Below are 20,238 nucleotides of genomic sequence, written 5' to 3'. Positions count from 1 at the left end.
GATGTGGCTCGGGTTTAAACCTTGGATTCAACCGCTTGAAAACGCTCTCAATCTGCGGATCGCCGAAGACACTGGATCTGCTTAGGCAGTGTTAAGTGACGGCGGCGAGTCGTCAAGATGACGGGCAGAATTCAACTCTTGAACACAAACGGCCCTCTCCCGCGATGAGTTGCGGAGAGAGGGCCATGAGGTGAAGCCGATGGGCGACGTCAGGGGAGAGCGAGGGCTCAGGACGTGCCGGCCAGCACCCGCAGCAGACGGGCGACCTCCGCCGCGACCGCGTCGCGGGCCGGGCCGAGGTACTTGCGGGGGTCGGAGACGGCCGGATCGGCGTTCAGGTGCGTCCGGACCACCCGGGTGAACGTCCGGTTGAGGTGGGTCGAGATGTTGACCTTCGTCATGCCCGCCGCCACCGCCCGGATGAGGTCCGCGTCCCCGACTCCGGAGGAGCCGTGCAGGACCAGGGGGACGCCGACGGCGTCGCGCAGCCGGGTGATCAGGTCGAAGTCGAGGACGGCGTCGCGGGTGCGCATGGCGTGGGAGCTGCCCACCGCCACGGCGAGCGCGTCGACCCCGGTGGCGGCGACGAAGTCACGCGCCTCGTCCGGATCGGTGCGGACACCGGGGGCATGGGCGCCGTCCTTCCCGCCGATCTCGCCGAGTTCGGCCTCGACCCACACCTTCCGGCGGTGGCAGTGGGCGGTGATCTCCCGGGTGGCGGCGACGTTGTCGGCGTAGGGGAGCTTGGCCGCGTCGAACATGACCGAGGTGAAGCCGAGTTCGACCGCCTCGTGCACGAGGGCCGCGGACTCCGCGTGGTCGAGATGGACTGCCACCGGGACCCGCGCCGACCGCGCGATGGCCAGTGAAGCGAGGGCGATCGGTTCGAGGGAGCCGTGGTAGCGGGCGGTGTTCTCACTGATCTGCAGGATCACCGGAAGCCCGGCCGCCTCGGCGCCGGCGACGATGGCCTGGGCGTGCTCCAACTGCACGACGTTGAACGCGCCCACGCCCACGGCCCTTCCGGCCGCGTCGTCGGCGATCTCATGGGTGGCTGCGAGCGGCATGGACTTCCTCCACGGAAACGGCGGTACGGAAACGGCGGTAGGCGTCGGCGTCGAAGTCGCCCGCCGTAGGACGCAGCACGGCGGCGGCCGACAGGGCGACGGCTTCGCAGAGCATGGCGGGCCACGGCGCGCCGGTGGCGAGCCCGGCCGCCAGCGCCGCGACGCACGCGTCGCCCGCACCGGTCGGGTTGCCCGCCAGCCGCTCGGGCGGCGTGGCGCGCCACGTGCCCTGTTCGGTGATCGCGTGCAGCCCGTCGGGACCATGGGAGGCCACGACGCCGCGGGCACCCATCGCCCGCAGGCGGGCCGCCGCGTCCGCGAGGTCCTGGCGGCCGGTGACGGCGACGAGTTCGTCGGCGTTGGGTTTGACCACGTCCGGGCCGGCGGGCAGTGCGGCGCTCAGCGCGGGACCACTGGTGTCCAGGATCGTGGCGACACCCCTCTCGCGGGCCAGGGTGACGAGGTGCGCGTACGCGTCGGCCGGCAGGCCCGGCGGGAGGCTGCCCGACAGCACCGCCACGTCCGCGTCACGCAGCAGGAGCGCGTACCGCGTGGTGAAGGCCTCCCACTCGCCGGCCGTCACCGATGGTCCGCCCTGGTTGAAGACGGTGGCGTCACCGTCCGCGCGCGAGACGACCGTCAGGGTGCGCCGGGACTCGCCCGCGATGGGCACCAGCTCGTCGCGCGGGCCGGCCGTGCGCAGTTCACCGCGCAGCCTGGCGCCGGTGTCACCGCCGCACAGGCCGGTCACCACCGTCGGCCAGCCCAGCGCGGAGAGCACCCGGGCGACGTTGACGCCCTTGCCGCCGGCGCGCTCGTGCACGGTGTCGACGCGGTGCGAGGTGCGGGGTACGAGGCGGTCGACGACGTAGGTGACGTCGAGGGCGGCGTTGAGCGTAACGGTCAGGATCACCGTGACCCGGCCCCCGCGGAACCGGCGGTGGCACCGCGCACGGCGAACTCCACGTCCCCCGCGCCGGTGCCGCGCGTCACGCAGTCCACGGCCTGCCAGGCGTAGAGTCCGGCGCCCAGGCAGCCGGCCATGTCGCCCAGCGCCGCCCGCACGACGGCCGGCCTGCGCTGGAACGTCAGCCGCTCGGCCAGGCGGGCACGGACGGGTTGGAGGAGGGTGTCACCGGCCTGGGCGAGGCCTCCGCCGAGAACGACGAGTTCGGGGCCGAGCAGTGAGGACGCGGTCGCCAGGGCCGACGCGAGCGCGTCGACCGCGCGGTCCCAGACCGCCACGGCGTCGGTGTCGCCCTGCGCCACCAGCGCCGCCACCTCGTCGGCGCCCTGCACGGAACGGCCGGTGCGCGCGGTGAAGGCCGCCTTGATCGCGACCGCGGAGGCCACCGTCTCCAGGCAGCCGCGGCCGCCGCACGGGCACCGCGCGCCGCCGGGATCGACGACCACATGGCCGAGTTCGCCCGCGTGGCCCCCGGCCCGGACGGGCCGCCCGTCGCTGATGACGGCGGCGGCGATGCCGGTGCCGATGGCCACGAAGAGCACGTCGCGGGCGCCGCGGGCCGCCCCCAGGACACACTCGGCGAGCCCTCCGGCCCGGACGTCGTGTCCCAGCGTCACGGGCAGCGCGGTGCGCCGCTCGAGGAGGTTGGCGAGCGGGAGGTCGCGCCAGCCGATGTTGGCGGAGTAGACGGCGTGGGAGAGGTCCTCGTCGACGTGCCCGGGGACGACCACGCCCGCTCTGCGGACCCGCAGTCCTTCGTCACGGGCCTGCTGGGCGAGGGCGCGCAGCGTCTCGGTGATGACGTCCACCACCGCCTCCGGTCCCGCGGCCCGCGGGGTCGGCCGGCGCACGGTGGCCAGCAGCAGTTCCCGGTCGAGAAGTGCCCCCTTGATGCCGGTGCCGCCGACATCCACGGCGATCACGCACTCGCCCGCGTCACGGCCCTCACGCATGGCGGCCGTCCAGGACCACGGACCGGGTGAGGTTGCGCGGCCGGTCCGGGTCGTAGCCGCGGGACTCGGCGATGGCGACGGCCAGCCGCTGGGCGCGCACGAGGTCGGCCAGCGGGTCGAGGGCCGCGGTGCCGGTCCCGGACCCGGCGACGAGCGTGCCGCCGACCCGGGCGACATCGTCCGCGAGCCCCTGCGGCAGCGAACCGAACATCCACGCCACGCGCCCGGGCCCGGTGATGCTGATCGGCCCGTGGCGGTACTCCATGGCGGGGTACGCCTCGGTCCACGCGCCCGCGGCCTCCCGCATCTTCAGCCCCGCCTCCAGCGCCAGGCCGTACGTCCAGCCGGTGCCGAGGAAGGTGAACTGCTCGGCTCCGCACACCTCGGCGGCCAGTTGCTCCGAGACGGCCCGCTCCGCGTGCTCGGCGGCCTCGGCGATGGAGCGCACCCCCGGCGGCAGCGCCCCCTCGGCCTCCAGGTGGGCACGGAGCAGGGCGACCACGGTGGTGGCGAACCGGGTTTGCACGACCGACTCCTCGTCGGCGAAGTCCAGGACCACCAGGGAGCCGGCCGCCGTCATCACGGGGGTCGCCGGGTCGGCGGTGATCGCCGTCGTGGGCACGCCGGCGTCGCGCGCGCGGCCGAGCAGGTCCAGCACCTCGGTGGTGGTGCCGGAACGGGTGATCGCCAGGATCCGGTCGTACCGACGCCCGGCCGGGAACTCCGAGGCGGCGAAGGCGTCGGTCTCGCCGTGACCCCCGCTCTCGCGCAGCTCCGCGTAGGACTGCGCCATGAACCAGGAGGTGCCGCAGCCGACGACGGCGACGCGCTCGCCCCGGCGGGGGAGTGCGGCGGCGTGGGCGGGGAGCGATCGGGCCGCCTGCCGCCAGCAGGCGGGCTGGGTGGCGATCTCGGCGGAGGTACGGGAGGGCGTGGGCATACGGAGCTTCCTTCGAAGGTGGTGACGGGACTCGCAATATATTTGATCAGAACTGATTCAACCATGCATTTATCGAGCAAATCTGATCGCCTTAGCTGTGTCGCGGAGTATTCACCAGTCCCGCTCCCGGGTCCAGTCGCCGAGGCCGGAATGTTGTGGATCCGTCCCGCTGGGAGATGGGAATTGCCCGTCCCGCCGCTCTGACCTGGAGCTAGACTCCCCCCATGCTCAAAGTTGACAGAATCGCCCGGATCCTTGATCACATCTCCAAGGAGGGCAGCGCCGACGTCCATGTGCTCACCGAGCTGCTCGGGGTGTCGGGGGCGACGGTCCGACGCGATCTGCAGACGCTGCACGAGCAGGGCCTCCTGCACCGCACCCGCGGCGGCGCGGTGACCGGCACGTTCAATCTGGAGTTGCCGCTGCGCCACCGTGCGGGACGCCAGCAGGTGGAGAAGCGGCGGATCGCACTCGCCGCGGCACGCCTGGTCCCGGACGGGGCGGTGGTCGGGATGACCGGAGGCACCACGGTCACCGAGATCGCCCGGGCGCTGGCCGATCGGAGCGGTATCACCGTCGTCACCAACGCGGTCAACATCGCCGCCGACCTGATCGCCCGCTCCGAGATCCGCCTCGTGGTCATCGGCGGGAACGCCCGGACGGCCAGTTACGAACTGGTCGGGCCGGCCGCGGAGCGCATGCTCGCCCAGTACAACCTGGACATCGCCTTCATCGGGGTGGACGGCCTGACCGCCAGCGAGGGGTGCACGACGCACGACGAGATGGAGGCTCACACCGACCGGGCGTTCCTGCGCAGCAGTGCGCGCTCCGTGGTTGTCGCGGACAGCACCAAGGTCGGTCGCGTGACGTTCGCGGAGATCTGCCCGCTCGCCGACATCGACGACCTCGTCACCGACGACGGCCTCGACGAGTCCGGGGAGCAGACCATTGCCGACTGCGGAGTCCGGGTGCTGCGGGCCTGACCGGTCGTTCGCTTCCGGCGGTGCGGAGTTGGCAGATGCGGAGTTGGTCCAGACCTGTTGACGGTAGGTCTGGACCAATCTACCGTGGGTGGCGCTCACGAGGGAACCTGTGCCTTCCGCCAACTGACCCACTGCCCTGCGCTCATGGACGCCATGCACATCGCGGTAGGTGATCAGGTGCCTTGCATGAGGAGATTGAGGCCGGCGCTGGTGGGGGTGTGCACCGCGTTGTTGCGGTGCCTGAGAGTCGTGACCAGTCCGGCCTGTCGCAGGACTGTGGCGTGTTGGCTGGCGCCGGAGGGGCCGATACCCAGCACACCGGCGAGCTCGGCGGTGTTGCACCCGGGATGCGTGGCGATGGCATGCAGGACGGCGGCACGGGTCCGGCCCAGCAGTGCCGTCAGCGCCGCCGATGCGTTGCGGGACACGGACACCTCGGAGAACGGGGTCAGGGGGGTCGATGTCGCACCGAAGTCGACCGGGTAGGTCAAGAGGGGCTGCGGCTCGGCATCCGGGTCAATGACCGGTGACTGTGATCCGAACAGCGACGGCACCAGCAGCAGCCCCCGGCCCTCCAACCGCAGATCCCCCTCGATGCCGGAGGCCATGGCGACTTCCAGCGTCGGCGATCTCCACCGGACACGGGGCGGGTACAGACCGGTCAGCAGACGCTCGACGCCACCGTCGAGCATCTCGCGCATCCGCACGGCACGATCGGCGGCGAGGCTGGTTGTCACGGAGGGCCAGTACGGGCCCAGGACCGTCGCGTGCAGGACGTGCATGCTGTCCGCCAACTGCTGCAGCACACGGGGGTCATCGCCCAACTGCCGGGACCAGGACGGCAGCGGCTGGTGTTCCGCGAGGCCCGCCAGGGTCTGACGGATCTCCTGCGGTGAGGTGGAGCGGATCTGTTCCAGCAGATCCTGCGGGCTGCCCGGTTGCCCGCGGGCCAGGAAAGTCGGTGTCCAACCACGCGGGGGGATCAGCCCGAGGGCCAGGCGCGCCTGCGGGGGTAACCGGGCACGGGCCCGCCGCCGCCATACCTCGTACCGGACCGGTTGACTCCGGTCCTGCAGGACCCGCACCGCGTTCGCCAGTTCCAACATCGGCCTCGGCCCCTCCGACACTCTGGTCCGGGCCAGATCGTCCGCCGTGAAATGGATCCGGTAGACCACGGTTCCTCCGTTGTGAGTCCTGCCTGGAGATCACTCGTGATTGTTTCAGCGGTCCGTGTTTCAAGCCAGGTTGAAACAGGTCGGCCTGGCTTGTCCGGGTGGGACAGGCTGACGAACGGAAGCAGGCACCACGCTCTTTCTGAGGAGGAAGCTCATGGCAGCAGGTATCACGTTCAAGGGCACCAAGAGGAAGGCCGTTCTCGCGCTCGCCACGACCGGCCTTGCGCTGGCGTCGAGTCTCGCGGTCGCCACGCCGAGCCAGGCCGCGGCCACGGTGAGCTGCAGCGGCTGGAACCACAGCAACAAGGACAGCGGTTCCGGTTCCTCCACCGGCACCTACGCCCTGAAGTCCGGCCCCTACGCGGCCTGCTCGTACTCCGGTCAGACGTACAACGGGACCTACCTCTACTACCACTGCTACACCGTCAACGAGTACGGCAACACCTGGACGTGGGCGCGGATCGCCGGCACCGGAACCGAGGGGTGGATGTCCGACGCCAATCTCACCCTCAACCCTGACGGCTTCACCCGCGGAGCCACTCAGCACTGCTGAGAGGGCGACTCCAGAAAAGCGGTACGGCCCGCTCGCCTGGTGGACAGGCAGACACACATGAGGGAGGGGAGGTCCCGGGCTTCACTCGGCGCGGGGTGGGGCCACTCGGTCGGCTCCTGCGCTGGCGGGGGTCGCCATTGCGGGAGCCGGCCGGCCCAGTGGCAGGCGTACGTGATTCAGCGCTGAGAGTTCTGCATTCGGCGCTCGGTAACAACGTCAAGTACCTGCAGCGGCGCTGACGTCGACCCGCTGATGACCTCGCACCGCCCGGTGGCCCGGCGGTGCGGGGCCGTCACGCGAGCCGGAGGCCGCACGTCGTCAGGAGCTCCGCCGAGGGGCTCGGAAGCGTTCGGGGTGCGCCGGCGGCGGGGCCGGGCGACAGTGGAACGGTGCGTGCGGCGGCCCGCCGCCGCGCCGCGCCGTCCCTCCCTCCGGAGGCGGCCGGGTGAGGCAGGAGGCCGGCCCGAGGAGGCCACTGTGGAACCGGTGACGGCACTGGACCGGATCGCCTTCCTGCTGGAGCGCGCTCAGGCGGCCACCTACCGGGTGGACGCGTTCCGCACGGCGTCGGAGGTGGTGGCCGGGCTGCCGCCCGAGGAGGTCGCCACCCGTTCGGCGGCGGGTACGTTGCAGGCGGCGAAGGGCATCGGCCCCAAGACGGCACAGGTCGTCAAGGAGGCCCTGGCCGGCACGGTGCCCGGCTACCTCCAAAAGCTGGAGGCGGAGGCGGCGGCGCCGCTCGTGGAGGGCGGAACCGCGCTCCGCGCCCTGCTGCGCGGCGACTGCCACCTGCACTCCGACTGGTCCGACGGCGGCAGCCCCATCGAGGCGATGGGCCGGACAGCGGCCGAGCTCGGGCACGAGTGGGCCGTGCTCACCGACCACTCACCCCGCCTGACCATCGCCAACGGCCTGTCGCCCGAGCGGCTGCGCCACCAGTTGGAGGTGGTGGCCGAACTGAACGAGCAGTGGGCGCCGTTCCGTCTGCTGACGGGTATCGAGTGCGACATCCTCTCCGACGGCTCCCTCGACCAGGAACCCGACCTGCTCGACCAGCTCGATCTGGTGGTCGCCTCGAGCCACTCCGAGCTGCGGATGGACTCTCCCGCCATGACGCGCCGCATGATCAACGCGATCCGCAACCCCCTGACGGACGTCCTGGGGCACTGCACCGGCCGGCTGCTGGCGGGGCGGCACCGCCCGCCGTCGCAGTTCGACGCGGAACAGGTCTTCGCGGCCTGCGCGGAGGCCGGAACGGCGGTCGAGATCAACAGCCGTCCGGAACGCCAGGACCCGCCGCACGACCTGCTGCTCCAGGCCGTCGACGCCGGAGTGCTCTTCGCCATCGACACGGACGCCCACGCCCCCGGTCAGCTCGACTGGCAGATCCTGGGATGCGCGCGCGCCGAATCCTGCGGGGTGCCGGCGGAGCGCGTCATCAACACGTGGACCGCCCCCCAGCTGGCGGAATGGACCCGCACCCGGAAAGCGCCCCTTCTGCCCCGGTGACCGGTCGCGGTCCCGGCCTGCCCCGTAGGGCAAAGGGCTTCTACTTGGGCGAACCAGCGCGAACAGTGGCAAAGTGATCGGAGTCCCCTGCGTGAGGCGAGGCTGCAGACATGGCTCCTTCGGAAAGTGCGGTCCAGGGCGCGCCGTGTTGGGTGAGCCTGACCGCCGCCGACCTGCCCGCGAGCAAGGCCTTCTACGGTCGCGTGCTCGGCTGGGAGTACCGTCCCGGATTCGGGCTCGACGACTATGTCGAGGCGCTCAGTGAGGGTGAGCCGTTCGCCGGACTCGGCGTCAAGGGGCACTCCTTCGGCGTTCCCGCCTGCTGGGCGGTGCACTTCGCGGTGGACAGTGTCGACCGCGCCGCGGGCAGGATCCGCGAACGCGGTGGCACCGTCGCCGTCGGTCCCCTCCCGTTCGGTCCTGGCCGGGTGGCCTGGGCCGTCGATCCGGCGGGTGCGCCGTTCGCCCTGTGGGAGGGCCCCCGGGAGCCGCGGTGGCCCGCCAGGGGCGGTGGCCGCCGTCTGGGGATCGAGCTGCGCACCCGGGACGTCTTCGCCGCGGCGATCTTCTACAGCCAGGTTCTGGGCTGGGACACCGAACCACCCGAGCGCTGCACCCTGCGGTACGAGGACGATCAGGTCTTCGTCGACATCCACGGCCGTACGGTGGCCGTCCTGCACGGCGGAGCGGTGGAGGAGGCACCGGACCCGAAGGTCCGCCCGCGCTGGCAGGTCGTGTTCCGCACCTCCCACGCGCACCTGGCCGCCGAGCGCGCCGAAGCGGCGGGAGGCGCGATCGTCACTGGACCGGAGGAGACGGTTTCGGGTCTGGCGACCCTTCTGCGGGATCCGGAGGGCACCTTGTTCAGCGTTGCCGCCACGACCGCCGCCGGGCCGGAGGAACCGTAGCCCCGTCGTGCCCTGACGCGTCCGGGTCAGTTCGGGAGGCGCGGCAGCTCCCGTTCCGCGACGGCGCGGAAGCTGCGGGGGGCGTGCCCGGTGAGGCGCAGGACGGTGTCGGTGGTGCGGTCCTCGGCGCCTTCGGCGATGGAGCGGTCCAGGCCGGCGAGCAGCGCGGCGAACTCGGCGGGCATGTCGGCGGCCAGGCGGTCGCGCATCTGTTCGTAGGTCAGCCGGTGGTGGGTGACGGGCCGGCCGGTGGTGCGGGTGAGGACGGCGGCGATGTCGTCGTAGCTCAGGGCCTGGGGTCCGGTGATGACCAGGTCGGTGTTCGGGGCCTGTCCCGCGGTCAGCGCGTGCACGGCGACGGCGGCGATGTCGTCGGCGTCGACGAATCCGACGCGGCCGTCGCCGGCCGCCGTTCGGATGGTCCCGTCCGCTCTGATGGTCCTGGCGTGCGCGTGATCGCCGGTGAAGTTCTGCATGAACCACGACGGCCGCAGGACCGCCCACTCGGAGAAGAGGCCGGGCAGCGCCTGGTGTACCTGCCCCACGGACGGGCCCCCGGCGGGGATCGCCGACGAGCTGAGCAGTACGGCCCGGTGGACGCCCGCCGTGCGGGCCTCGCGGAGGAAGGGCAGCATGACGGCCGCCGGGTCGGGGGCGCCGAGCGGCGGGATGAGATAGATCCGGTCCGCGTCCTGGAGGGCACCCGCGAAGGAGGTGGGGTTGTCCCAGTCGAACCGCACGGGCACCGGCCCCTGCCCGGAATCGGACCCCCGCGCGGGGCCGGCTCGCCGACTGCCGGCCCTGACGCGGCGGCCCGCGGCGGCCAGACGGGCGGCGACGCGGCTGCCGGTGGTGCCCGTGGCGCCGATGACCAGGGTGAACTTCTGCGACGTGGTCATCCGTTGCTCCCGGCGAAGTGGGTGGCGGGGTCCTGGAGTGCGAGCGGGTTCCAGTAGTCGCGGTAGTGGGTGATGAGGCCGTGCTTGACGGTGACCACGGCGATGTAGGTCATGTCGAAGGGGCTGCCGGTGGTCACCAGGCGCCCGACGCCGCGCATCTCCACCACGATGGTCTCCGGGACGACGGTCTGGTGGATCTCCACCGAGGGGATGTCGTGCAGGTCGATGTGGTCGGGGTAGCCGCGCATGTACTCGGCGACGGCCGTCCTGCCCTCCAGCCGCTTGGGCCAGCCTTCCGGGGCGAAGGGGAATTCGGCGATCCCGTGCTCGTCCCACAGATCGATCCAGCCGGCGATGTCCTTGTCCAGGAGGAGTCGTAGGCCCTGCCGGTAGAGGTCGGCCGGTGCGGTGGTCACGTTCATGGGTGGCTCCATCCGGTACGATACGGACCGTGGGTCCGGTTCATGCAGACGACGATACGGACCCGTGGTCCGTTTCGCAACCGGAGGAACCGCATGACCGAGCGCAAGCCGCGCGCCGACGCCACGCGCAATCGTGAGGCCGTCCTCGCCGCCGCCGACACCCTCTTCGCCCGGTGCGAGAGCCCCGAGTCGGTCACCATGGCCGACATCGCGGCCGCGGCGGGCGTCGGCAAGGCGACGCTCTTTCGCGGCTTCGGCGACCGCACCGGCCTGATCCACGCGCTGTACGAGCTGCGGCTCGCCCCGATCCGGCGCGCCGCCGAGGAGGGGGCGCCGCCCCTGGGGCCGGCCACCCCACCGCTCCAGCGGGTACCCGCCCTCCTCGACGCCGTCCTCTGCTTCAAGCTCGACCACCGCCACCTCGCCCTGGCGCTGGAGGGAGCCGGCGGCGACAGCCCCTACGCGGCGGAGCACTACGAGCGCTGGCACACCACGCTCCGGACCGCGCTGGAACAGCTACCCGGCCTCGCCGACAGTGGTTTCACCGCCCACGCGCTGCTCGCCGCCACCCGCGCCGACCTGGTGGAACACCTCGTCGGCCGACAGGGCGCGACGCGCGAGCAGTTGCGCGCCGACCTGGCGGCGTACACCGCCAGGGTCCTGGGAGCATGGGACGGAAGGGAGCGCCCCTGACGGGCGGCGCTCCCTTCCGCCGTCACCCGCCGGCCCGGCGGGCGACCCGCATCAGGTACTCCCTGCGGTTGAGCGGATCGTGGTCCGACCTCGGCCGGGTGGGCACCTCGCCGCGGACCGGCTGGTAGTGGTCGAAGGCGCACTCGAGCACACCTTCGCCGCGGGTCAGCGACGGCAGCTGTCGCTCCAGTCCATGCACCGAGGCTGCCGGGATCGCGCCCTCCACCACGTACGACGAGCCGTGCGCCGCCGAGGAGTGCGGCACCGCGCGCAGCCGCGCCAGCACGGGCAGCACCAGCCCGAACAGGTCCGCGGGGACGTCGAGCCTGAAGCGGTGCATCGGCTCGTACACCTGGCTCACCGCCTGCCGCAGCGCGCTCATCAGCACCAGCGGCGTCAGGTTGCGGAAGTCCCCTGCGGTGCTCGACATGCTCTTGTCGAAGACGGCATGGGCGTGACTCTGGCGTGCCGCGTACCCGGAATGCGTCATGGTGACCGTGCAGTCGGTGACCTGCCAGCCGTGAACGCCCTGCTGCAGGGTGCCTTTGACGGTCTCCTCGACCGCCTTGAAGAACGAGTAGGGCATCGAGCCGAGTTCCACCTCCAGCCGGAATGCGACGCCACTGCCGACGGGTGCCGGGTCGACGCGCAGCCCGACCGTCGCGAGGAACGGATTCGGATCTGCGTGCATGATCTCGACGGCCGCACCGGTGCCGACCGGCCGTTCGATGTGCAACGTCGTGGTCTCGCGGAAAGAGACGTCGACGCCGAACTCGTCCGCCAACGTCGCCTGGATGACCTCCTTCTGCACCTCGCCGTAGAGCGAGACGGCGGTCTCCCGCCGGAGATCGTCCTGCCGCAGGTTGATCAACGGGTCCTGCTCGGCGAGTTGCGTGAGCGCGACATGCAGGGCTCCCCGGTCAGCGGGGTGAACCGGTGCGACGATCGTCTCCAGGGTCGGCGGGGCGAAGTGGTGGTCGTTCGTTCGCGTCCGGTGCGGAACGCCGACGGCGTCGCCGATGCGGACGTCGCCCATGCCCCACAACTTGCCGATCCGGCCTGCGGTGACGGCGCCGGCCAGGACGTCCGAGCCGTCCTCGTAGACGCTGAGCGCGGTGACCTTGCCCTCCTCGGTGCCGCGGAACGGCAGCCGGTCGCGCACCCGGACCGTTCCCGAGAACATGCGGACGTAGGCGATCTTCTCCCCGGCGGGACCGCGTTCGACCTTGAAGACCGTGCCCGAGACGGGGCCGTCGGCGTCGTTCGCCGCGGTGGGCAGCAGCTCGGTGACACCGGAGATCAGCGCGTCCACCCCCGCGCCGGTGATCGCCGAGCCGAAGAACACCGGATGCACCAGCGCCCGCTTCGTCTGCGCCGCGAGTTCGGCCCGCAGGCGGGGATAGGAGAGCGCGGCCTCGTCGTCCACGTACGCGGCCAGCAGCGCCTCGTCGCGACCGGTGAGGAGGTCGACGAGCCGGGACGTGAAATCCGCGTCGACGGCGTTGTAGGGCCGGATCGTCGCACCGCGCGTGCCGAGCGCGGTGGCCGGGCCCATCGCGATACTCGCGGGGGCCAGCTTCTCGGTGATGCCGCGGAGGACGGTGTCGTACCGGGCGCCGCCGCGGTCGATCTTGTTGACGAAGATCAGGGTAGGGATGTGCAGCCGCTGCAGCGTGCGCATCAGCACGCGGGTCTGCGCCTGCACGCCTTCCACGGCGGAGATGACCAGCACGGCTCCGTCGAGAACGCTCAGCACCCGCTCCACCTCGGCGATGAAATCCGGGTGGCCGGGGGTATCGATCAGATTGACGGTGACGTCGGCGACGACGAACGAGGCGACGGCGGCCTTGATGGTGATGCCGCGCTGCCGTTCCAGCGACAGGGAATCGGTCTGGGTACTGCCGTCATCGACGCTGCCGATCGTGTCGATGACGCCTGCCGCGTGCAGCAGCCGTTCGGTCAGGCTTGTCTTTCCGGCGTCAACATGCGCCAGGATTCCCAGGTTCAGCGTATGCACTCGGTTTCATGTCCTTGAGATAGATGGAAATTCCCTCCTGGATGGACATGAAAGTTCCGCACATAATCAGGACTCCTGGATCAACTGGGCTGTCGTGGTCGTGGAGAAGTGCACCAGACGTCCGGCGCGCAGGGCAACCGCTTTACGGAGCACCCGGAACGCCGACTGCCCACCGGCGGAAGCCGGTGGGCAGTCGGGGAAGGGCGCGTGGTCAGGCGAAGTGCGGGTCCTGCACCGGGACGGCCTTGGGGTTCGGGCCGTACGCGTTGGTCTCCTGCTCGCTGTCACCGCTCAGGATGACCAGCAGGAAGATGAACCCCACGAGCGGGATGAGTCCGAGCAGCACCCACCAGCCTCTGCGACCGGTGTCGTGCAGCCGGCGGACGGTGACTCCCAGGGCGGGGAGGAACGTGGGTACGAAGTACGCCAATTCGATCCACGGACTCGATCCCACCACCGCGTCGAGGGCCACCAGGACTACGAGGATGACGAATTGGAAGAGGGTGAACATCCAGTATTCCCGGCACCGTGCGCGCCCGCTGAACACCACGTACTTCTTGAGTACATCGAGGTAGTAATGCACTTCGTCCCCCCATAGGACTGTGAAGGCCCGACCTAATGGATCAGGCCGGACGGGGAGAACATTAGGGGCGTGGCGTGCCCCGGTCAAGGGGAAATGTCCCCTTGGCCGGGGCCGCGATCACAGCCTGGGGTCGACCGGTTCGGACTCCAGGGCCAGGACCGCGAAGACCGCCTCGTGGACCCGCCACAGCGGTTCGCCCGCCGACAGCCGGTCGAGGGATTCCAGGCCGAGCGCGTACTCGCGCAGGGCGAGCGAGCGCTTGTGGCCCAGGAACCGGGAGCGCAGCCGGGCGAGGTTGTCCGGGCGGGTGTACTCGGGACCGTAGATGATCCGCAGGTACTCACGGCCACGGCACTTGATGCCGGGCTGCACGAGGCGCCCGTTCTCACCGCGCACCAGAGCCTGCAGCGGCTTGACGACCATGCCCTCGCCCCCGGCGCCGGTCAGCTCCAGCCACCACTCGGTGCCCGCCGCCAAGGACTGCTCGTCGCCGGTGTCGACAACGAGCCGGCGGGTCGCCTGCAGCAGTCCCGTCGGGTCGTCGGAGACCAGGCGGTCGATCAGCGTCAGCTGCTCGTCGTGCGGGAGCGCGGCGAGGCTGCGGCCCTGGACGGCCAGGATCTGGAAGGGCGCGAGGCGCACCCCGTCCAGCCCTTCGGTCGGCCAGCAGTAGCGCCGGTAGGCGTCGGTGAACGCGGCGGCGTCGGTGGCCCGGCCACGCTGGCGCGCGAGCAGGTCCGCCACCGCGGTGCCGCGTGCCGACGCGGCCTCCAGGGCGGCGATCGCGTCCGGGAGCACCGCGCCCGACGCGGCGCCCACGGCGGCGTACTGCCTGCGCAGCAGACCGGACGCCTTCAGCGACCACGGCATCAACTCGGCGTCGAGCAGCAGCCAGTCCGTCTCCAGTTCGTCCCACAGCCCGGCCGTGGTGACCGCTTCGCGCAGCCGGGCCAGGATCTGCTCGGTGACCGCGTGGTCGTTGAAGAAGGGCCGCCCGGTGCGGGTGTGCAGGGCGCCGCTCACGTCCGGCTCGGTGATACCGAAGCGCGTCCGCGCCACCTCCGCGTCACGGCAGACCAGCGCCACCGCGCGCGAGCCCATGTGCTTCTCCTCGCACACCACCTGGCGCACACCGTCCGCGCGGTACGCCGAGAAGGCCTCGCGCGGGTGCTCCAGATAGCCCTCCACCTGCGAGGTCGCACAGGGCGACATCGTCGGCGGCAGGTAGGCCAGCAGCCGCGGGTCGACCGCGAACCGGCTCATGACCTCCAGCGCGGCCGCCGCGTTCTCCTCCCGGACCGCGACCCGACCGTGCTGCGACGTCTCGACGACGCGCCGTCCCGCCACATCGGCGAGGTCCAGCGGCCGGCCGTCCAGGCCGCCCGGCGTCTCGGTGACGAGCGGCTTCACCGGCTCGTACCAGACACGCTCGGCCGGAACGTCGACGAGCTCGCGCTCGGGCCAGCGCAGCGCGGTCATCTTGCCGCCGAACACCGCACCGGTGTCGAGGCAGATGGTGTTGTTGATCCACGAGGTGTCGGGAACAGGCGTGTGTCCGTACACGACGGTGGCGCGGCCGCGGTAGTCCTCGGCCCACGGGTAGCGGACGGGCAGGCCGAACTCGTCGGTCTCACCGGTGGTGTCGCCGTAGAGCGCGTGCGAGCGGACCCGGCCGGAGGTGCGGCCGTGGTACTTCTCCGGCAGCCCCGCGTGACAGACCACGAGTCTGCCCTCGTCGAGGATGTAATGGCTGACGAGCGACTCGATGAACTTCAGCGTTCGGGCGTTGAACTCCGGCTCCTCCCCGGCGGTCTTCTCCAACTGCGCGATGGTCTCGGCGAGCCCGTGGGTGTGCTGCACGTTGCGGCCCTTGAGGTAGCGGCCGAGCTTGTTCTCGTGGTTGCCGGGCACGCACAGTGCCGAGCCGGCGGCGACCATGCCCATGACCAGCCGCAGCACACCGGGGCTGTCGGGACCGCGGTCGACGAGGTCGCCGACGAACACGGCGGTGCGTCCGAGCGGGTGCGCGGCGCCCACCGGCCGTCCCGCCGCGTCCCGTTCCAGGGCATAGCCGAGCTGGGTGAGCAGCGCCTCCAACTCGGATCGGCAGCCGTGGATGTCACCGATGATGTCGAAGGGGCCGGTCAGGTGCCGCAGGTCGTTGTAGCGGCGCTCCAGGACGAGCTCGGCGCTGTCGATCTCCTCGGTGCCGCGCAGGATGTGCACCTTGCGGAAGCCCTCGCGTTCCAGGCCGCGCAGGGAACGGCGCAGTTCACGCTGGTGACGCTGGACGACGTGCTGGGGCATGCCGGCCCGGTCGGGGCGCGCGGCGTTGCGCTCGACGCAGACCTGCTCGGGTACGTCGAGGACGATGGCGATCGGCAGCACGTCGTACTGGCGGGCCAGGCTGACGAGCTGCTTGCGGCTCTCGCTCTGCACGCTGGTGGCGTCGATCACGGTCAGGCGGCCGGCGGCGAGCCGTTTGCCCGCGATGTAGTGCAGTACCTCGAAGGCGTCACGGCTGGCGCCCTGGTCGTTCTCGTCGTCGCTGACCAGGCCGCGGCAGAAGTCGGAGGACAGGATCTCGGTGGGCTTGAAGTGCCGGGCGGCGAAGGTCGACTTGCCGGAGCCGGTCGCTCCGATGAGGACCACGAGGGACAGGTCGGTCACGGGAAGCGTGCGCTTGCTGGTCATGCGGCCGACTCCTCCTTCGGGGTCCGAGCGGTCTGCGCGGGCTGAGCGGTCCGGGTGGTCTGGGTGGTCCCCGCGAGCTGTGGCGCCTGCACGGTGCTGCCGGCGCTCCGGGTGAAGGCCGCCAGCTGGGTCGGCGGGCCGACCTCGGGGTCGTCGGGCCCTACCGGGACGTACGCCACGTCGTACCCGTGCCTCCGCGCGACCCGGTCCGCCCAGTCGCGGAACTCCGCACGGGTCCACTCGAACCGGTGGTCCGAGTGGCGGACGTGACCGGCGGGCAGCGTCTCCCAGCGCACGTTGTACTCGGAGTTCGGCGTCGTGACGATGACGGTCTCGGGCCGTGCGGCGCCGAACACGGCGTACTCCAGGGCAGGCAGCCGCGGCAGGTCGAGGTGTTCGATGACCTCGCTGAGCACGGCGGCGTCATAGCCCTTGAGCCGGGTGTCGGTGTAGGTGAGCGAGCCCTGCAGGAGTTTGACGCGGGCGGCCTTGTGCTCGCCCATCTGCTCCAGACGCAGTCGGCGGGAGGCCGCGTTCAGTGCCCGAATCGACACATCGACTCCGACCACCTCGGTGAACCGGACGTCCTTCAACAGCTCACCGACCAGCTGTCCCTGGCCGCAGCCGAGGTCCAGGACCCGGGTCGCGCCCGCGGAGCGCAGCGCCTCGAGGATCGCGTCGCGTCGCCGCGCGGCGAGCGGCACCGGCTTCTCCTCGGTGTCGGCGCTCTCGTCGACGGCGTTGTCGATCTCCTCGACCTCGATGTCGTCGGCGTCCGCGAGCCGGGCCAGCTCCAGTCGCTCCATGGCCTGGCGCGTCAGGGCCGCGCGGCGGGACAGGTAGCGGCTGGCGATCAACTGCTGCTCGGGGTGGTTCTCCAGCCAGCCCTCCCCGAAGCGCAGCAGCTTGTCGACCTCGTCGGACGAGATCCAGTAGTGCTTGGAGTCGTCCAGCACCGGCAGCAGGACATACAGGTGCCGCAGCGCGTCCGACAGCCGCAGTTCACCCCGCAGCGTCAGCCGTACGTACCGCGAGTCGCCCCACTCGGGGAACTGCGGGTCCAGAGCGATGGGTTCGGCTCCGACGGTCCAGCCCAGCGGCTCGAACAGCGCCCGCACCAGGGCGGCGCCGCCGCGCGCGGGCAGCACCGGTACCTCGATCCGCAGCGGCAGCGGGGCCGCGGCGCGCTCGGGGTGCGTGCGGCACTCTCCCCGCAGGGCGCTGGAGAACACCGTGCGCAACGCCACGGCCAGCAACGACGAGGCGGCGTACGGCCGGTCGTTCACATACTGCGCGAGCGCCGCGTCGGGCGTTCCGCCCTGGTCCTTGCCCTTCGCGCGTCGCACCAGCGCCACCGGATCCACCTCCAGCAGGAGCGCGGCCGTGCAGATCTGTGCGGACGCCTCGGGGTAGAAGACGTGCGCGTCGCCGTAGGAGGTCGAGAAAGCCTGGGCCTTCTCCGGGTGCTTGTGCAGCAGGAAGCCGAGGTCCGTTGCGGGAAGCTCGTCGTCGCCGGTGAGAGATATCGTCAGGAACACACGCCCGAGTATTGACGGGTTCACCCATCACCACCAGGCATTTTTGGTCACAGAGCCCGACCGGCACCGGTCGGGGCGCCGGGCTGATATAGCTGAAGCCATGAGTGATTCCCTGACTGCGGAGACCATCCGGATCACCGGGCACGGCGGTGACGAGATCGAGGCGTACCTGGCTCGCCCCCAGGGCCAGGAGCGGCGCGGGGGTGTGGTCGTCATCCACCACATGCCCGGGTACGACCGGGGCACCAAGGAGATCGTCCGCCGCTTCGCCGAACTCGGCTACGACGCGATCTGCCCCAACCTCTTTTACCGTGAGGCACCGGGCGCCGCGCCCGACGACGCCGCCGCGGCGGCCAGGGCGAACGGCGGGGCTCCGGACGGCCGCGTGACCGGCGACATCTCCGCCGCCGTGGACCACCTGCGGGCGCTGCCCAGCGCCAACGGCAAGGTCGGCGTCATCGGCCACTGCTCGGGCGGCCGGCAGAGCGTGCTGGTGGCCTGCCGTCCGGAGCTGGAACTGGACGCCGCGGTGGACTGCTACGGCGCGTTCGTCACCGGCACCGTGCCCGAGGGTTTCCCGATGCGGATCTCCAACCTGGTCGACCAACTGCCCCGACTGAGCGCTCCGCTGCTGGGACTGTTCGGCGCGGAGGACAAGTACCCCGGCCCCGAGCAGGTGGCCGAACTGGAGAAGATCCTGACCGCCAACGGCAAGGACTTCGCGTTCCACAGCTACGAAGGCGCGGGCCACGGCTTCTTCTCGACGGACCGCCCCGCCTACAACGTCGCGGCCGCCAACGACGGCTGGGAGCGGATCACCGCCTTCTACGCCGACCACCTGGGAGCCTGAGCATGTGCACGTACGCGACCGTCAAGGATTCCGTCGACGGCAGCGCCAAGGGGCCGAACGGCTCCTGGTTCCATGTCACCGACGTGACGGTGTACTTCGACCATCCCGTGCACGCCATGGCCGAGCACACCCTCAACATCGACTTCGCCGACCCGTCCAAGGGCCCCTCGGCGCGCGTCGCGCTGGAACTGACCGCGGAGTCCGGTCGTCGGCTGATCGCCGCCATCCAGGAAGCCCTGGCCTCGGTGCCGGCCGAGCTGGCGGTCTGACGGTCTGTCGGTCGGGTGGCCGCTTCGCGGGCCTTGCCGCCGGCCCGCGAGGCGGCCGTCAGAACGCCGCCGCGCAGCGCCAGAAGTCCCGCATCAGGTCGGGCGGGGTCGGGCCGGCCATCTCCAACTGGCCGAGCAGGATGGTGACCCCGCCGGTGGACGGGATGACATGCGCCGCGGTCCCGGTGCCACCGACCCAGCCGTAGCGGCCCGGCACGTTCCAGGGGTCGACGGCCGCGACGTCGACGGAACCGCCGAAGCCCCAGCCCTGGCCCTCGAGGAACAGCCGGCCCGCTTCGCGCTGGGACGGGGTGAGATGGTCGGTGGTCATCTGCCGCACCGACGCGGACGACAGCAGCCGGTGGCCGTCGACGGTTCCGTCGGCGAGCAGCAGCCGGGCGAAGGCGTGCAGGTCGTCGACGGTCGAGACCAGGCCGCCGGCGCCGGACGGGAAGGCCGGCAGGCTGCTCCACTGCCCGTCGGGCGCGTCGACCAGGTCGAGACCGCCCGCGGGGCCGCTGCGGTAGTAGTCGGTGAACCGGCCGAGTTCGCCGGCCGGTACCGCGAATCCGGTGTCGGTCATGCCGAGGGGCTCGAACAGCCGCTCGCTCAGGAAGTCGGGCAGCGGACGGCCCGCCACCCGGGCGATCAGCACGCCCTGGATGTCGGAACAGGTGTTGTACAGCCACGCCTCGCCCGGCTGGTGCAGCAGCGGGATACCGGCGAGCGTCGCCATCCAGGCGTCCGGCGGCGCGGTGAGCTGCGGCTGCGGCGGTCCCTGCTTCAGCTCGCTGAACAGCAGGCCGACCGCGGGCAGCGAGAAGTCGGACGGGAAGCCGTACCCGGCGCGGAAGGTGAGCAGATCGGCCACGGTGATCGCCCTGGCCGCCGGGACCACGTCGTCGACCGGGCCGGCCGGGGTACGGACGACGGTCGGTGACGCCAGCTCCGGCAGCCAGCGCCCGATCGGGTCGTCCAGAGCGATCAGGCCGTCGTCGACCAGCATCATGACCGCCGCGGCGGTCATGGGTTTGCCGATCGAGGCGATACGGAAGATGGAATCCCTGGTCAGCGGGGAGGTGCCGGCGGCGTCGGCGGACCCGACGACCTGCACCTCCACCCGGTCGCCGCGGGCCATCAGAGCCACCGCTCCCGGCACCGGCCCCTTGCTGACATGCGTGGCGAGGGTGTCGTACAGGTTCGTCATCGGTCCACCTT

General features: G+C 71.3%; 19 protein-coding genes. 7 read left to right on the top strand and 12 right to left on the bottom strand.

Annotation, left to right across the window (positions count from 1 at the left end; genetic code table 11):
* Positions 1 to 227 precede the first annotated feature (227 nt).
* From O3X23_RS21580 to O3X23_RS21565, 4 genes are read right to left on the bottom strand one after another with little or no spacing between them, the layout of a single operon-like run.
* The gene (locus tag O3X23_RS21580; protein ID WP_269273107.1) at positions 228 to 1,067 is read right to left on the bottom strand and encodes a class II fructose-bisphosphate aldolase; all 840 of its coding nucleotides are present in this window, start codon (positions 1,065 to 1,067) and stop codon (positions 228 to 230) included.
* Positions 1,045 to 1,980, bottom strand: coding sequence for a 1-phosphofructokinase family hexose kinase (locus O3X23_RS21575; protein WP_269273106.1), 936 nt, complete (start codon positions 1,978 to 1,980; stop codon positions 1,045 to 1,047). The genes O3X23_RS21580 and O3X23_RS21575 overlap by 23 nt, the downstream gene beginning before the upstream one ends.
* A complete protein-coding gene (locus tag O3X23_RS21570; protein ID WP_269273105.1) occupies positions 1,977 to 2,987 on the bottom strand; it encodes an ROK family protein in 1,011 nt (336 codons plus the stop codon). Before O3X23_RS21570 ends, O3X23_RS21575 begins: the two co-directional genes overlap by 4 nt.
* Entirely contained in the window at positions 2,980 to 3,927 is a 948-nt protein-coding gene (locus tag O3X23_RS21565; protein ID WP_269273104.1) for an SIS domain-containing protein, read from the bottom strand. Before O3X23_RS21565 ends, O3X23_RS21570 begins: the two co-directional genes overlap by 8 nt.
* Before the next feature lie 224 nt (positions 3,928 to 4,151).
* On the opposite strand from O3X23_RS21565, the gene O3X23_RS21560 reads away from it, so the two are divergent.
* Positions 4,152 to 4,910, top strand: coding sequence for a DeoR/GlpR family DNA-binding transcription regulator (locus O3X23_RS21560; RefSeq protein WP_269273103.1), 759 nt, complete (start codon positions 4,152 to 4,154; stop codon positions 4,908 to 4,910).
* A gap of 173 nt (positions 4,911 to 5,083) precedes the next feature.
* On the opposite strand, the gene O3X23_RS21555 is transcribed toward O3X23_RS21560, so the two are convergent.
* A complete protein-coding gene (locus O3X23_RS21555; protein ID WP_269273102.1) occupies positions 5,084 to 6,016 on the bottom strand; it encodes an ArsR/SmtB family transcription factor in 933 nt (310 codons plus the stop codon).
* 223 nt (positions 6,017 to 6,239) lie between these two features.
* Between O3X23_RS21555 and O3X23_RS21550 the strand changes: the two genes are divergently transcribed.
* The 3 genes from O3X23_RS21550 (at position 6,240) to O3X23_RS21540 (ending at position 9,055) form a co-directional block, all read left to right on the top strand.
* Positions 6,240 to 6,638: an SH3 domain-containing protein gene (locus O3X23_RS21550; protein WP_269273101.1), complete on the top strand. Its 399-nt coding sequence runs from the start codon at positions 6,240 to 6,242 to the stop codon at positions 6,636 to 6,638.
* 477 nt (positions 6,639 to 7,115) lie between these two features.
* Positions 7,116 to 8,147, top strand: a complete 1,032-nt coding sequence (locus tag O3X23_RS21545) for a PHP domain-containing protein (RefSeq protein ID WP_269273100.1) — start codon at positions 7,116 to 7,118, stop codon at positions 8,145 to 8,147.
* A gap of 110 nt (positions 8,148 to 8,257) precedes the next feature.
* Positions 8,258 to 9,055, top strand: coding sequence for a VOC family protein (locus O3X23_RS21540; protein ID WP_269273099.1), 798 nt, complete (start codon positions 8,258 to 8,260; stop codon positions 9,053 to 9,055).
* A gap of 26 nt (positions 9,056 to 9,081) precedes the next feature.
* Here the strand turns inward: O3X23_RS21540 and O3X23_RS21535 are convergent, their stop codons facing one another.
* Both O3X23_RS21535 and O3X23_RS21530 read right to left on the bottom strand, forming a co-directional pair.
* Positions 9,082 to 9,954 (bottom strand): NAD(P)H-binding protein, encoded by an 873-nt coding sequence (locus tag O3X23_RS21535; RefSeq protein ID WP_269273098.1) that lies wholly within the window; start codon positions 9,952 to 9,954, stop codon positions 9,082 to 9,084.
* Positions 9,951 to 10,376: a nuclear transport factor 2 family protein gene (locus tag O3X23_RS21530; protein ID WP_269273097.1), complete on the bottom strand. Its 426-nt coding sequence runs from the start codon at positions 10,374 to 10,376 to the stop codon at positions 9,951 to 9,953. The genes O3X23_RS21535 and O3X23_RS21530 overlap by 4 nt, the downstream gene beginning before the upstream one ends.
* 93 nt (positions 10,377 to 10,469) lie before the next feature.
* On the opposite strand from O3X23_RS21530, the gene O3X23_RS21525 reads away from it, so the two are divergent.
* Positions 10,470 to 11,069 carry a TetR/AcrR family transcriptional regulator gene (locus O3X23_RS21525; protein ID WP_269273096.1) on the top strand — a complete coding sequence of 200 codons (600 nt, stop codon included), beginning with the start codon at positions 10,470 to 10,472 and terminating at the stop codon, positions 11,067 to 11,069.
* Positions 11,070 to 11,091: 22 nt separating this feature from the next.
* On the opposite strand, the gene O3X23_RS21520 is transcribed toward O3X23_RS21525, so the two are convergent.
* The 4 genes from O3X23_RS21520 to O3X23_RS21505 all read right to left on the bottom strand — a co-directional run bounded on the left by O3X23_RS21520 (position 11,092) and on the right by O3X23_RS21505 (position 17,901).
* On the bottom strand, positions 11,092 to 13,086 hold the full coding sequence (locus tag O3X23_RS21520; RefSeq protein ID WP_269273095.1) for an elongation factor G: 1,995 nt from the start codon (positions 13,084 to 13,086) through the stop codon (positions 11,092 to 11,094).
* Between the two features lie 211 nt (positions 13,087 to 13,297).
* Positions 13,298 to 13,669 (bottom strand): DUF805 domain-containing protein, encoded by a 372-nt coding sequence (locus O3X23_RS21515; protein WP_269273094.1) that lies wholly within the window; start codon positions 13,667 to 13,669, stop codon positions 13,298 to 13,300.
* Between the two features lie 117 nt (positions 13,670 to 13,786).
* The gene (locus O3X23_RS21510; protein ID WP_269273093.1) at positions 13,787 to 16,363 is read right to left on the bottom strand and encodes a polynucleotide kinase-phosphatase; all 2,577 of its coding nucleotides are present in this window, start codon (positions 16,361 to 16,363) and stop codon (positions 13,787 to 13,789) included.
* Positions 16,360 to 17,901 carry a 3' terminal RNA ribose 2'-O-methyltransferase Hen1 gene (locus tag O3X23_RS21505; protein WP_269273092.1) on the bottom strand — a complete coding sequence of 514 codons (1,542 nt, stop codon included), beginning with the start codon at positions 17,899 to 17,901 and terminating at the stop codon, positions 16,360 to 16,362. The genes O3X23_RS21510 and O3X23_RS21505 overlap by 4 nt, the downstream gene beginning before the upstream one ends.
* A 100-nt stretch (positions 17,902 to 18,001) precedes the next feature.
* Here O3X23_RS21505 and O3X23_RS21500 point away from each other — a divergent pair, with 100 nt between their 5' ends.
* Together O3X23_RS21500 and O3X23_RS21495 are read left to right on the top strand one after the other, a co-directional pair.
* On the top strand, positions 18,002 to 18,751 hold the full coding sequence (locus O3X23_RS21500; protein WP_269273091.1) for a dienelactone hydrolase family protein: 750 nt from the start codon (positions 18,002 to 18,004) through the stop codon (positions 18,749 to 18,751).
* Between the two features lie 2 nt (positions 18,752 to 18,753).
* Positions 18,754 to 19,020 carry a DUF6295 family protein gene (locus O3X23_RS21495; protein WP_269273090.1) on the top strand — a complete coding sequence of 89 codons (267 nt, stop codon included), beginning with the start codon at positions 18,754 to 18,756 and terminating at the stop codon, positions 19,018 to 19,020.
* 58 nt (positions 19,021 to 19,078) lie between these two features.
* Here O3X23_RS21495 and O3X23_RS21490 read toward each other — a convergent pair whose 3' ends face one another.
* A complete protein-coding gene (locus O3X23_RS21490; RefSeq protein WP_269273089.1) occupies positions 19,079 to 20,227 on the bottom strand; it encodes a serine hydrolase domain-containing protein in 1,149 nt (382 codons plus the stop codon).
* Between the last annotated feature and the right edge of the window lie 11 nt (positions 20,228 to 20,238).

The sequence above is a fragment of the Streptomyces sp. H39-S7 genome (assembly GCF_027158205.1).
Taxonomy (GTDB): Bacteria; Actinomycetota; Actinomycetes; order Streptomycetales; family Streptomycetaceae; genus Actinacidiphila.
Note: the sequence above shows the minus strand (reverse complement) of the source record. Positions and strands in the feature narration are given on the sequence as shown.

Excerpts from the sequence above, each read along its gene's own strand:
- O3X23_RS21580 (WP_269273107.1), bottom strand. The coding sequence starts at position 1,067 with ATGCCGCTCGCAGCCACCCATGAGATCGCCGACGACGCGGCCGGAAGG.
- O3X23_RS21570 (WP_269273105.1), bottom strand. The coding sequence starts at position 2,987 with ATGCGTGAGGGCCGTGACGCGGGCGAGTGCGTGATCGCCGTGGATGTC.
- O3X23_RS21565 (WP_269273104.1), bottom strand. The coding sequence starts at position 3,927 with ATGCCCACGCCCTCCCGTACCTCCGCCGAGATCGCCACCCAGCCCGCC.
- O3X23_RS21560 (WP_269273103.1), top strand. The coding sequence starts at position 4,152 with ATGCTCAAAGTTGACAGAATCGCCCGGATCCTTGATCACATCTCCAAG.
- O3X23_RS21555 (WP_269273102.1), bottom strand. The coding sequence starts at position 6,016 with ATGTTGGAACTGGCGAACGCGGTGCGGGTCCTGCAGGACCGGAGTCAA.
- O3X23_RS21550 (WP_269273101.1), top strand. The coding sequence starts at position 6,240 with ATGGCAGCAGGTATCACGTTCAAGGGCACCAAGAGGAAGGCCGTTCTC.
- O3X23_RS21540 (WP_269273099.1), top strand. The coding sequence starts at position 8,258 with ATGGCTCCTTCGGAAAGTGCGGTCCAGGGCGCGCCGTGTTGGGTGAGC.
- O3X23_RS21535 (WP_269273098.1), bottom strand. The coding sequence starts at position 9,954 with ATGACCACGTCGCAGAAGTTCACCCTGGTCATCGGCGCCACGGGCACC.
- O3X23_RS21530 (WP_269273097.1), bottom strand. The coding sequence starts at position 10,376 with ATGAACGTGACCACCGCACCGGCCGACCTCTACCGGCAGGGCCTACGA.
- O3X23_RS21525 (WP_269273096.1), top strand. The coding sequence starts at position 10,470 with ATGACCGAGCGCAAGCCGCGCGCCGACGCCACGCGCAATCGTGAGGCC.
- O3X23_RS21510 (WP_269273093.1), bottom strand. The coding sequence starts at position 16,363 with ATGACCAGCAAGCGCACGCTTCCCGTGACCGACCTGTCCCTCGTGGTC.
- O3X23_RS21500 (WP_269273091.1), top strand. The coding sequence starts at position 18,002 with ATGAGTGATTCCCTGACTGCGGAGACCATCCGGATCACCGGGCACGGC.
- O3X23_RS21495 (WP_269273090.1), top strand. The coding sequence starts at position 18,754 with ATGTGCACGTACGCGACCGTCAAGGATTCCGTCGACGGCAGCGCCAAG.
- O3X23_RS21490 (WP_269273089.1), bottom strand. The coding sequence starts at position 20,227 with ATGACGAACCTGTACGACACCCTCGCCACGCATGTCAGCAAGGGGCCG.